Below are 12,101 nucleotides of genomic sequence, written 5' to 3' on the forward strand. Positions count from 1 at the left end.
GGATCAGGCGGAGGCGCGTCGCACGAGTTCTGGTGCGAAGACGATCCGGCGCGGTGGCTCACCGGGGCCCTCGTCGATCCACTGGGCCAGCAGCCGGATCGCCTCGGTCGCCATCGCGCCGATCGGGTTGCGGAAGGTCGTGAGCGGCGGGTCGGTCCGCTCGGCGGTCCCGAGGTCGTCGTACCCGACCAGGGCGACGTCCTCGGGGACCCGCCGGCCGCGCGCCGCGAGCTCGCGTATCGCACCCGCGGCCATCAGGTCCGACGCGGCGAAGATGCCGTCGAGGCCGGGGAACTCGTCGAGGAGAACGCCGCAGGCTCGCGCGCCGCCGACCTCGGTGAAGTCCCCGTGCACGACCGCGTCGACGCCCAGTCCGGCCTCGCTCAGCTCCTGCCGCCAGCCTTCGAGCCGGTCGTGGCCGGCGTGCATGTCGGCCGGGCCGGCGATCGTCCCGATGGCCCGGCAGCCGCGGTCGATCAATAGCCGTGCCGCCTGACGACCGGCGCCGATGCCGTCGCTCTCAACGATGGACACACGATCGGTACTCGTCCAAGGCGACCCGATGAACACGGTCGGCAGTCCGAGGTCGGCCAGGCTCTTCGCGAGTCGGTCACCGCGGTGGTGCGAGGCGACGACGACACCGTCGACGAACCGTCCGCGCAGGTATCGCATCAGCCGCTGCTCCTCCTTGCCCGGCTGGGTGAGCAGCAGCACCAGCTGCAGGTCGTGCGCCTTCACCGACCTCGTGACCACGTGCAGCATCCGCGCGAAGAACGGGTCGGCGAAGATCCGCTCGTCCGACTCCGGCACGATCAGCCCGATCGAACCCGTACGCCGGGTCGCGAGCGAGCGGGCCGCGGCGTTGGGGATGAAACCGAGTCGCCGTACGGCGTCGTCGACGGCTGCCTGAGCCTGCGGGCTGACCCGCGCCCCGCCGTTGACCGCACGCGACGCGGTGGCCTTGCTGACACCGGCCAGCCGGGCAACCTGATCTAGCGTGGGCGTCTCGCCCTCGGACCGCACCATCGCCGCCTACGGTACTGGAACGGCGTTGCGTGCGATGACGTCGGCGTACCAGAACGCGCTGCCCTTCGGCGTCCGCACCTGGGTCTCGTAGTCGACGTGCACGATGCCGAAGCGGTGCCCGTATCCGTAGCTCCACTCGAAGTTGTCGAGCAGCGACCACACGAAGTAGCCGCGGACGTCGACGCCGGCATCGATCGCGTCGAGCGTGGCGTGCAGGTGCCGTTCGATGAAGTCGCGTCGAGCGTCGTCGTGCACCTCCCCGTCGACGACGACGTCGTCGCACATCGCACCGTTCTCGGTGATGTAGATCGGAGGCGCGGCGTACTCCTCGTGCAGCCGGACGAGCAGCCGGGTGAGCGCGGCCGGATCGATCTCCCAATCGCGGTCGGTCGTCGGCAGGCCGCGGCGCGGGAAGACGAACCCTCCGCCCGGGTACGGCGAGGTCCGCGGCCGCGCCGGCCCCTGGATCCGGCTTCCGAGCAGCTCGTCGGGGGCCGCGTCGTACGGCAGCGCGGCGGGTACGTCGCCGTGGTAGAAGTTCACGCCCAGGAAGTCCAGCGGCGCCGAGATGAGCGCGAGGTCGCCGTCGTGCACGTACGACGACCACGGCCGCCCCTCGAATGCCATGCCCTCGGTGTCGGCGGCCAGATCGTCGGCGTACCTCCCCCGCAGGAGCGGGTCGAGGAAGACCCGGTTGTGCAGTCCGTCGAGGCGCCGGGCCGCGTCGACGTCGGCGGGCCGCGCCGGGTCGAACGGGTCGGCGACGGTGAGGTTGAGCGTGATGCCGAGTTGCGGCCGACGGTCCGGCGTGGCGCGGCGACGCACCTCGTCGACGACCAGGCCATGCCCGAGCAGCAGGTGGTGCGCGGCGACGATCCCAGCGGCTCCTTCCTGACGACCTGGTGCGTGCTGGCCGCCGGTGTAGCCCATGAACGCCGAGCACCACGGCTCGTTGAGCGTGGTCCACGCCTCGACCCGGTCGCCGAGTGCGTCGTACACGCTGACGGCGTACTCGGCGAAGCGGTGAGCGGTGTCACGGTTGGTCCAGCCGCCGGCGTCCTCGAGCACCTGTGGCAGGTCCCAGTGGTAGAGCGTGGGCCACGGAACCATGCCCGCCTCGAGCAGTTCGTCGACGAGGCGGCTGTAGAAGTCCAGCCCCTTCTGATTGACCGCTCCGCCATCCGGCCGGACCCGTGGCCAGGCCACCGAGAAGCGGTATGCCGCGTGGTTGAGGCGCTTCATCAGCGCGACGTCCTCGGGCATCCGGTGGTAATGGTCGCAGGCGACCTCAGCGGTGTCGCCGGCGACGATGGCGCCCGGGACCCGGGTGAAGGTGTCCCAGATCGAGTCGGTACGCCCGTCCTCGTCGTAGGCGCCCTCGATCTGGAAGGCGGCGGTGGCAGCGCCCCACAGGAAGTGCTGCGGGAAGGCGCGGTATGTCGAAGTCATCCCTTGATGGCTCCTTGCATGATGCCGGCGACGAGTTGCCGGCCGGCGACGAAGAACAGGAGGAAGAGCGGGACCGTGGCCATGATCGTGCCGGCCTGCAGAAGCGCCATGTCGGCGATCCCCTGACCAGGCGCGATCTTGAGGTGGTCCAGCGCGGTCTGCAGGGTCTGGACGTCGGAGCCCTGGAGCACCACCAGTGGCCACATGAAGTCGGTCCACACCTGCATGAAGGTGAACAGGCCGAGGATCGCCATGGCCGGCCGAGCAGCAGGTACCGCGATGGACCAGAAGGTTCGGAACATCGACGCACCGTCGACGCGGGCTGCCTCGATCAGCTCGTCCGGCAGCGCGTCGACGAGGTACTGCCGCATGAAGAAGACGCCGAACGCGGTCACCACCCACGGCAGGATCACGGCCGCACGGCTTCCGCTGAGCCCCATGTTGCTGAACTCCTTCAGCATCGGGATCAGAGCGAGCTGGGTCGGGACCGTCATCGTTGCGACGATGAAGATCATCATTGGGCCGTTGCCACGGAAGCGCAGCTTGGCGAAGGCGAAGCCCGCGAGGGTGGAGAAGAAGACCACCGATGCCGCCGAGATGCCCGAGATCAGCACCGAGTTCCCGAGCGCAGACCAGAAGTCGATCTGATGGAAGACGCGGCGGGCGTTCTCGAAGAAGTGGCCGCCCGGGACGAGTGGCGGCGTGCTCGCCGCGGCGCGCTCCTTGGTGACCGAGCCGATCACGAACGACCAGTACAGCGGGAATACCGAGCCGACGACGAACGCCGCCAGCAGCGCATAGGTCATGAAGCCGGGACGACGGGCCATCAGGAGCTCCTTCGTTGCGCCGCGCGTGTCAGCAGGAAGCTGCCGAGCGAGACCACGATGATCAGCAGGACCTCGATCCAGGTCGCGGCCGCTGCCCGCGGATAGGGGTCGGTGGAGCTGTTGGCGGTGTTGAAGACGTACATCGTGAGCGTCTGGAACTCATAGTTCGCACCACCCTGGTGCTGCAGGTTCGTGTCGAAGAGCCGCGGCTCGGTGAAGATGTGCAGCCCGCCGATCGTCGAGGTGACGATCACGAAGAGCAGCGTGGGGCGGATGCTGGGCACGGTGATGCTCAGGAACTGTCTGACCCGGCCGGCGCCGTCGAGCGAGGCGGCCTCGTACAACTCGTTCGGGATCGCCTGCATCGCCGCGAGCAGGATCAGGGCGTTGTAGCCGGTCCAGCGCCAGTTGACCATCGTCGCGATCGCCAGCCAGCTGGCCGGACGGTTGGAGTGCCAATCGACCCCCGACAGCCCGAGCCCGTGCAGCGCGCCGTTGACCAGCCCGGACTGGTCCGCGAACAGTGAGCCGAAGATCAGCGCGGTCGCGGCCGGTGCCACCACGAACGGCGACAGCACGCTCATCCTCCACCATGTCCGCCCGCGTAGCTCGGTGTTGAGCAGAGCCGCGACGATGGTCGCGATGATGATCTGCGGGACAGAGGAGATCACGAAGATCCCGAGCGTGTTGACCAGCGCCTTGCGGAAGATCGGGTCGTGCAGGACGTGGCTGTAGTTCGCCCACCCGACCCCGGGCCCGTGCGCCACGCCGAACCGCGGCCAGGAGAAGAAGGACAGGTAGGCCGAGTAACCCAGCGGGTAGAGCCCGATGATCAGGAAGACCACGAAGAACGGCAGCACATAGACGTACGGCGACAGCTTCGTGTCGAGGAGTGAGAGCCGCTGGCGGAACGTGAGCCTGGGACGGACGGGAGGTGCTGTCTCGGCCGGCACGGCCCCCGCCGCCGTGCCGACCGAGGCAGGAGTGTTGTCGATCATCGACTCAGGAGAGACCGGCAACGGCCTGGACGAACAGCCGCCACGACTCGTCCGCCGACTTGCCCTCGTCGACACGCTGGATCGCCGACTTGAACAGACCGAGGACCTCGGCGTACTTGTCGCCCTTGTACGGCAGCTTCGGGTCGACCGCCTTCGCCCGGTTAGCGAGGATCTTCGAGGTGGGCGCGCCGTGGAAGTACGCATCGGTCGCGTTCTGCGCCGCCAGGACCTGTTCCGAGGCGAGGTTGGCCGGGTAGTTGCCTGCGGCCTTGAACGCCGCGACCTGCTGGTCCTTGTCGGTCAGCCAGTTGGCGAACCGCTTGGCCTCGGCTTGGTGCTTCGACTGCCGCGGTACGGCGAGGAACGACCCTCCCCAGTTGCCACCGCCGCCGGGGAAGGCGTCGGCGATGTCCCAGCCGGTCGAGTGCGGCGCGGCGGCCTTGATGTTGGCGAACATCCAGCCGGGGCAGGGCATCGTGGCGACCTTGTTGCCGGCCATGTCCCTGGTCCAGTCGGGGGTGCCCTGCTGGGCACCTGTGGAGAGCGTCGGGGCGTACTTGGCGACGGTGTTGAAGACCGTGCGCAGTTCGTTGTTGTCGACGTTCACCTTGTTGTCGGCGGTCTGGAAGGGGTACTTCGTCTGGTTCAACATCGCCTGCCCGACCGAGACGCTGTCGTCGATCCACTTCGCGCCGGGGACGGCCCTCTCGAACTTCACGCCATAGTCGAAGTAGGAGTTCCAGGTCGAGAAGATCTTCGCGACCTGGTCGCGGTCGCTCGGGAAGCCGGCCTTCTTGAACAGGTCGGCGTTGTAGCAGAACGCCTCCGGGCCGGCGTCGGTCGGATAGCCGATCTGCTTGCCGTCGGCGGTCTGCCCGGCCTTGTACTTGTACTCCAGCCAACGATTCGCGAGCGACGGGTCCTTCAGGTCGACGAACTGGTCGGAGGCGCCGGCGGCGAGGAACTCCGGCATCGAGTCGCCCTCGATCGCCACGATGTCGGGCAGCCCGGTGCCGGCCTGCAGGTCGGAGGTCAGGGTCTGCTTCCAGGGATCCCAGTCGGCAATCTTGGTCTGCTTGACCAGGAACGGGTGCTTCGGGTCGGCGTTCCACTGGTCGACCAGCTTGTCGTAGCCGAAGTCGCTGAAGGTCGTGATCTTGAGGGTGTCGTCCGGGCCGAGAGCCGTCTTGCTCGAGGAACCGCTCGAGCCGCCGCAGGCGGTGGTGAGCCCCACGATGAGGGCAGTGGCCGCGCCGAGCGCGGCCACCCGGCGTACGCCACGGCGGCCGCCGGGCTGGGAAAGGGGGTTGTGCATCGGAACGCTCCTGGGTCGGGCGTGTGGGGGGTGATGTGATGCGTGGAACCGGTTCCACGCATCACTGGCCGATGACTATGGCTCAGATCACAGGATCCCGTCAAGGAGTGCGCGAGAACGCCGATATTTTCGCGTCCGAAGACCGCCCAAGCGTGAGATCGGTTCCACAAAATGCGGAAAGGCGGCATGAAACGCTGTGGGCGGGCGAGTACCATCTGCTCCTCGCCCGCCCACACGAGGGCCGTGCCCTGCAGAACACCCAGATCGCCAACGGCGACATCCTGGACCGCGACTCCGAGCACGCCTGCTCCCGCTGCGGACCGGTCAGACCGGACCCGCCGAAGCTCCGAAAGAGTGAGCGGCGTGGTCAGACGGGCTGGCCCATGGGCCGGATGGTCAGGGTGTTGAGGTCGACGCCCGCCGGCTGGTCGAGGGCGAAGCAGATGGCCTCGGCGATGGGCTGGGGAGGCAGGGCGAAGGGGGGAACGCCGGCGCCCTGCCAGAAGGGGGTGTCGATCATGCCGGGGTTGACGAGAGTGACACCGATGCCGCGGGTCGTGGCGTGCAGACGCAGGTTCTCGGCGAGTCCGGTGGTAGCCCACTTGGTGGCCGAGTAGAGATTGGCGGGAGAGTTCTTCAGCCCGGCGACGCTGCCGATGAGAACCAGCCGTCCGCCAGTGGCCTCTAGGTGGGGCAGGGCGGCATGGGCCAGCAGGGCGGGGCCGAGGACGTTGGTGAGGACCATGGGCGACCACAGTGTCGGGTCGCCGGCCCCGATGGAGTCACCGGACATGAATCCGGCGTTGGCCACCGCCGCGTCAAGGGCACCGAAATGCTCCACGGTGCGGGTCACGACCGACTCGGTGGCCTGCCAGTCTGCCGCGTCCGCGACAAGACCCAGCAGCCGGTCGGGGTGGCCGGCCTCGTCGAGGAAGGTCTTCAGTTTGCTCTCGTTGCGGCCGGTGACCGCCACACGGTGGCCGCGGTCGAGGAGCAACCGCGCGGTGTGGGCGCCGATACCGCTGGTCGCGCCGGTGATCAGTACGGTCTTGCTGGGCATGGTCATGCTCCTGAGGTGTGGATGGGGAGGCGGACGGCGGCCCGCGATGAAGGGTGCCGTTCAAGTGCGCCGACCCCAGGAAACCGGCGCCGTCAGAGGCGGGCAAGGTCGCGCTTATGGGGGGTATGAACACAACCTCTCTATCGGCCGGACCATGAGTACCCTGGACGAATGGAACCCCCGTCCGAAAGCCACACCGGTGATCCCACCGACAATCGCTCGGACATCCGCGACTTCCTCATCAGCCGACGCGCCAAGCTCACCCCGGAGCGGGTCGGACTGCCCACCAGCCGACGTCGCCGGGTTCCGGGACTACGGCGCGAGGAGGTCGCGGCCCTCGCCGGCGTGAGCACCGAGTGGTACACACGGTTGGAGAAGGGCCACATCGGCGGTGTCTCCGAGGACGTGCTGGAAGCGGTCGCGCGGGCATTGCTCCTCAATGAGGACGAGCGCACCTACCTGCTCGATCTGGCCAGAGCGGCTCGCCCCACCCGCCGCAGGTCGCACCGTCGCAAGGACGTCAAGATCCCGTCCAGCGTCCAATGGATGGTGGACTCCATGACCATGGCCCCCGCCTTCGTGCGCACCGGCCGTTTGGACATCGTCGCGAGCAACGCGCTGTGCAGGGCCCTGTACTCACCGATGTTCGGCAGCGACACCACCGGTGACCGGGGCTGCGCCAACTTCCCCCGTTACTTCTTCCTCGACCCCGGCTCCCACGACTTCTTCGTCGACTGGGAGGAAGGCGCGAGGGCCACGGTCGCGATGCTCCGCGCCGAAGCCGGACGTGAACCTCACGACCGGGCCCTGCGTGAGCTTGTCGGCGAACTGTCCACGCTCAGCCCCGACTTCCGCACCATGTGGGCCAGTCATGACGTCCGAATCCATCACGAAGGCGTCAAGCGGCTGAACCATCCCGAAGTCGGCCGTCTGGAGATGACCTTCCGCTCCCTGAACCTGCCGCTGCCTCAACGGGCCGTACACGACCTGATCATCTACGCCGCCGAGCCGGGCACCCCCTCGGAGGACCGCCTCAAACTCCTCGCCAGTTGGACAGCACCGCAGACCGCACCCACGGAACCGATCCGCCCGCCCCGCTGACCTCACGCGTTCATGAGGTGGCTGTCCAAGAAATGCGAAAAGTGTCCTTGACCTGCAACACAGGAATTGCTGAGGGTCCTGTCGACGGCAAGGAAAGTGGAAGGCAGGCGGTAGCATGTCCGTGCCGGTGACCGTCCCCGAATGGCGTGAGTTCCTGACCGGTCCGGGCACCGAATGGCCCGGCACGCGGCCTGCGGGCGAGGACGCGGTCCGCGCCGCCGAGCAGCGACTCGGCGTCCCGCTGCCGCCCAGCTACCGCAACTTCCTGTTGGTCAGCGACGGCTGGGCCGAGATGCCGACCAACGCGGGCACGTTGCGAACGGTCGACGAGATCGGCTGGTATCCGGAGGCGGACCCCGAGATGTGGACCGCCTGGTTCGGGCCGGACATGGACTCGCCCGAGCTGGAGTCCGAGCTCAGACGGTGCGTACTGATCTCCACCGACTCCTACCAGGGCGACGTCTGGGTGCTCAGCGCGGACCACATCGGCGCGGACGGCGAGTGGCGGGCCTACGAGTGGTGGGCGGGCGACGGCGGCGACCTGCTGCCCCACGACAGCTTCGGCGCGCTGCTGCTCAGTGCACGCGACAAGTGGCTGGCCGAAGCGGAGGCCTGACGCTCACGTTGCGTGCGGTGTCGGTTCCTGCCACCGCGTGCCAGGCTGTTCCGCGACACACGGGCACCCGGCGAGCACCCGTGCGACGCGATGCCGGACCAGCATCCGGTGAAGAGGTTCATCCGGCGACGTGGCAACCTTCTGGCCGCAGCGCCGGCAATTCTTTTGACCTGCGGCCTTGTCAAAAGATCATGCATGATCAGAGCTGTGGATCAAAAGTCCACGGCTCTACGAGACGTGCCGCATTCCTTCAGCCCCGCCGCCAGGGTGTTCTGCCAGGAAGCGGCCGGCCACGACTGGAAGCTGATCGAACGGCACTGGCGCGACCTGATGCGGATGGCCATCTCCATCAGCTAGGGAGAGCCGAGCCGTCGACGCTGATGCGCCGGCTGCGGTCCAACTCCCGTAAGAACCGCCTTGATGGCGTTTGGGGGGCTTCTTCGTCAGCTCCTCAACGGGGCCAGGGGAAGGGTGATGCGCAGGCCGTCCTCGCCGCCGACGGCGACCGCTTGATGAGCGACACGGATCCGGGTGGCCGTTGCGGTCGGCTCTCCGTTGCCGAGGTTGCGGTTGTAGTAGGGGTGGGCACCGCTGGCGAGCACGAGGCGGAGGCGGTGGCCGGCCGCGAAGTGGTGACCGATGGGGCCGAGGTCGACCTCGACGGGTACGCCTTCGCCGAGGCCCGGATCTGTGACGCGGAGAATGCCGTCGGCGATGTTCTGCACCTGCCCGTTTTCGTAGACGTCCAGGACCCGCAGGAACAGGTCGGCGCTGGGCGCGTCCGAATAGAAGGTCGTGGCGGCGGAGGCGTGACCGGCCAGGTCCAGCGGCTCCCGCAGAGGAGGACTGGTGAAGACGCGCACATCCGCCCGTTGTTCGAGGGCGCCGCTGTCCCAGAGGCCGCTGACGTCGCCGGTGCCGATGGTGAGGAACCCGACGGACGGGGTGGGGTCGGCCGGGTCGTAAGTCCATTCCACGCGTTCGGCCAGCTCGCTGCGGCCGGTCAGCAATTGCCCGTCGGAGCTCGCGTAGAAGACGGTGGTCTCCGGTTCGTGCCACTTATCGAGCTCGTGCCAGCCGGCGTCGACGCCGGTGCGGTGGTAACGCAGGGTGCCGAAACGGTCCGTACCGTCGCCACGCACGTAGGTGTCGAACCAGGCGAGCTTCTCGGCCATGGAGATGCGCGGGTCGAGGACGGCGTGCGGCCACGGCCCGATGACGAAGCGGTACGGCACGTCGCCGGTGTTCCGGCTCAGGCGCTCGAAGTCGTGCCAGAAGTAGTTGCGGTGGTAGTCGTACCAGCCGTCGATGTGCAGGATCGGCGCCGGAGGGTCGTCCAGCAGTTCGGCGAAGTTCAGGGCCTGCCAGTGCGGGTCTTCGCCGTCGTGCACGAGGCGCTCCTGGTAGAAGTCGAGGGTGGTTCCGGTGGCGGCGACGTCCGCCTGGTTCAGCGGCAGATGGTTGTACGGGTTCTCGCCGACCTCGGCGCCGTTCGCCTGCTGTATGGCGGTCCAGCTGAGGGCCAGTTCGAGAGCGAAGCCGCCGCCGGGGTACCAGGAGCTGACCCGGTCGGTGCTGTACATCGCGGTGGCGATCGCCTTCAGACTGGCAGGCCGCGTGGAAGCGGTGGCCCAGGAGCTGAAAGCGTGGTAGCTGGCGCCGGTGAGGCCGAGGCGTCCATCGAACCACGGCTGCTTCTCCATCCAGCGAACGGTGGCGGAGCCATCAGCGGCTTCGTCGAAGTACGAAGTGGTGGTACGCGTGGTCTGCACGAGGCAGGCATATCCATGGGACGCCCAAGCGATCACTTCGCCCATGTAGAAGGCGGCCACTTCGGGCCTGAATGATGCGGGGTCGTAGGGCGAGCGGATGAGCACGGCAGGTACCTTGTCGCCCCCTGCCGGGAGCGCCAGGACGCCTTTGAGCTCGAAGCCGTCGTCGGCACTAACGATCACTCCGTCGATGAGTTCGACGGAGTGCGGGCCGAGCGGGCCGTACTGCTGCTCGATCGTCTGCCGCTGCTGCTCGTCAACGGTAGTGGTGCTCATTAGTCTCTCCTCGTGGCTGAGCGGATAGGAGCGGGTATTCGGTGCCTGGTGCCACGCCCTGCCGCGCACCGGAGCCCGTGCCCCAGGGGATGCGTGCCGCGGCAGGCGGTCCTCGAGCCAGTTGGCGGTGGCGAGGTGAGGCCCGATATGAGGCGCGGGCCGGTAGTTGGTGACGGGTGTCGCGGAGAAGTCGACCGGGAAGCGAATGAGCTTTTAGTCGCCTTCGGTAGGGTGCCGGGCGTCGATGAGGGCGTGGCGCGCGGTAGGGACGAGAGTGCGGCTCCATCCGATTTCGCCTACCGGGGGGATCGAAAGATCTGCCGCCGAGATGCTCGACCAGGTTGAAGGCGAGCATCGTGTCGGGGCCATGGGCACGTCGACCCATTGTCCTTCTCCCGTGGTCGCCCGACTGTGCAGCGCGGCGAGGACGGAGCTTAGGATCACGAGGCCGCAGATCTTGTCGGCCAGCACGGAGGGTGAGAACTGGGGCGTTCCAAACGCGCGCAGGTAGAGGTCCGCCATGCTTCGCCGCCATCGAGCACGGCGCTGCGCTTGTTGCGTCCCAGGTTCAACGTGATGGCGCTCACCGATGTGATGTCCAGCACGCGCAAGCCGGCCAGTGGACCGCTCATGCACTCGCCTCGGTCGGCTTCGCGTAGTGCTCGAGGCCCGTGACCGCCCGTCCCAGAGCGGGCTCGCCTGCCGAACTCGCCGACGAGATTCATGGCGTGATGATCAATTTGCCCCGCTTGGCCATGCCGTTCTGCTCGAGTTCGGTCAGCGCCGGGATGGCTTGCGAGAGCGGGACGGTGCGGGCGATCGGTAGCCGCAGTGTGCCCTGGCCGGCGGCTCGGGCGACCTCTTCCAGGTCTTTGGTGACCGGCCGGGCGATCATGGCGTGGAACGGTCCGGGCAGGACACTTCTTGCCAGGTTCGATGGGGTGGGGTGGATGCTGATGATGCGGCCGCCGGGCTTGAGCATCGTCCGCGCGGCTTTGACTGGAAGCCTGCCGGCGGCGACGAGGACGAGGTCGAACCGTCTCGCGAGCGAGGTGGGGTCGAAGCCGAAGTCGACGACCGGGTCGATGCCGAGGTCGAGTGCTTCGGACCTGGCCGTATCGCGGCAGCTACCCGCGACCGTGGCCTGGTGTGCGAGGGCGATCTGCGCGGCGGAGCGGCCGACGCCGCCGAGGCAGCTGTGAACGAACACGGCCTGGCCCGGCTGCAGCCGTCCCTTCGTGATCAGAGCCTGCAGGGCGGTGATCCCGACTGTCGGGATCGCGGCGGCGTCCTCGAACGAGAGGTTCTCGGGCTTGTGCACGATGCCCTTCTCCTGGGCGACGACCACGTCGGCGAACGCGCCTGCGGACTTGATCGTCGTTCCGCCGAGCACTTCGTCGCCGACGTGCAGTCGGGTGACGCGGTCGCCGACTGCCTCGACGACGCCTGCGAAGTCATAACCCATCGCGCGCGGGAAGCGCCGACCGGTCACGTGCTTCATGCGGCCGGCGCGGATTCCGAAGTCCATCGGGTTGGCCGCGGCTGCGCGCACACGGACCAGGACCTCGTCGGCGCCGGGCGGTGCCGGTTCGAAGTCTTCGAGCCGCATGACTTCCGGCCCGCCGTATTGGTGGTACTGGATTCGCTTCATCGTCGTCATC

12 protein-coding genes are annotated in these 12,101 nt (G+C 67.9%); 3 read left to right on the top strand and 9 right to left on the bottom strand.

Going from position 1 to position 12,101, the window contains the following annotated elements; translation table 11 throughout:
- Positions 1-3 precede the first annotated feature (3 nt).
- From OG417_RS24530 to OG417_RS24555, 6 genes are all read right to left on the bottom strand, one after another.
- Positions 4-1,026, bottom strand: a complete 1,023-nt coding sequence (locus tag OG417_RS24530) for a LacI family DNA-binding transcriptional regulator (RefSeq protein WP_329260524.1) — start codon at positions 1,024-1,026, stop codon at positions 4-6.
- Positions 1,027-1,032: 6 nt separating this feature from the next.
- Complete coding sequence (locus OG417_RS24535) at positions 1,033-2,475, bottom strand: glycoside hydrolase family 1 protein (RefSeq protein ID WP_329260527.1); 1,443 nt, start codon at positions 2,473-2,475, stop codon at positions 1,033-1,035.
- Positions 2,472-3,302, bottom strand: coding sequence for a carbohydrate ABC transporter permease (locus OG417_RS24540; protein WP_329260529.1), 831 nt, complete (start codon positions 3,300-3,302; stop codon positions 2,472-2,474). Before OG417_RS24540 ends, OG417_RS24535 begins: the two co-directional genes overlap by 4 nt.
- The gene (locus tag OG417_RS24545) at positions 3,302-4,300 is read right to left on the bottom strand and encodes a carbohydrate ABC transporter permease (protein ID WP_329260531.1); all 999 of its coding nucleotides are present in this window, start codon (positions 4,298-4,300) and stop codon (positions 3,302-3,304) included. Before OG417_RS24545 ends, OG417_RS24540 begins: the two co-directional genes overlap by 1 nt.
- 4 nt (positions 4,301-4,304) lie before the next feature.
- On the bottom strand, positions 4,305-5,615 hold the full coding sequence (locus OG417_RS24550; protein WP_329260534.1) for an ABC transporter substrate-binding protein: 1,311 nt from the start codon (positions 5,613-5,615) through the stop codon (positions 4,305-4,307).
- Positions 5,616-5,982: 367 nt separating this feature from the next.
- A complete protein-coding gene (locus OG417_RS24555; protein ID WP_329260537.1) occupies positions 5,983-6,675 on the bottom strand; it encodes an SDR family oxidoreductase in 693 nt (230 codons plus the stop codon).
- Between the two features lie 171 nt (positions 6,676-6,846).
- Between OG417_RS24555 and OG417_RS24560 the strand changes: the two genes are divergently transcribed.
- From OG417_RS24560 to OG417_RS24570, 3 genes are all read left to right on the top strand, one after another.
- Positions 6,847-7,776, top strand: coding sequence for a helix-turn-helix transcriptional regulator (locus OG417_RS24560; RefSeq protein WP_329260539.1), 930 nt, complete (start codon positions 6,847-6,849; stop codon positions 7,774-7,776).
- A gap of 115 nt (positions 7,777-7,891) precedes the next feature.
- Complete coding sequence (locus OG417_RS24565; RefSeq protein WP_329260541.1) at positions 7,892-8,392, top strand: SMI1/KNR4 family protein; 501 nt, start codon at positions 7,892-7,894, stop codon at positions 8,390-8,392.
- Between the two features lie 195 nt (positions 8,393-8,587).
- On the top strand, positions 8,588-8,749 hold the full coding sequence (locus OG417_RS24570; RefSeq protein ID WP_329260545.1) for a hypothetical protein: 162 nt from the start codon (positions 8,588-8,590) through the stop codon (positions 8,747-8,749).
- An 86-nt stretch (positions 8,750-8,835) separates the two neighbouring features.
- Here OG417_RS24570 and OG417_RS24575 read toward each other — a convergent pair whose 3' ends face one another.
- From OG417_RS24575 to OG417_RS24580, 3 genes are all read right to left on the bottom strand, one after another.
- Positions 8,836-10,440, bottom strand: coding sequence for a CocE/NonD family hydrolase (locus tag OG417_RS24575; protein ID WP_329260548.1), 1,605 nt, complete (start codon positions 10,438-10,440; stop codon positions 8,836-8,838).
- Positions 10,441-10,653: 213 nt separating this feature from the next.
- Positions 10,654-10,962: a CoA transferase gene (locus tag OG417_RS54385; RefSeq protein ID WP_442875722.1), complete on the bottom strand. Its 309-nt coding sequence runs from the start codon at positions 10,960-10,962 to the stop codon at positions 10,654-10,656.
- A 199-nt stretch (positions 10,963-11,161) separates the two neighbouring features.
- Positions 11,162-12,091 (bottom strand): NADP-dependent oxidoreductase, encoded by a 930-nt coding sequence (locus OG417_RS24580; RefSeq protein WP_329260551.1) that lies wholly within the window; start codon positions 12,089-12,091, stop codon positions 11,162-11,164.
- Positions 12,092-12,101 lie beyond the last annotated feature (10 nt).

Origin of the sequence: Actinoallomurus sp. NBC_01490 (assembly GCF_036227085.1) — a bacterium.
Taxonomy (GTDB): Bacteria; Actinomycetota; Actinomycetes; order Streptosporangiales; family Streptosporangiaceae; genus Actinoallomurus; species Actinoallomurus oryzae.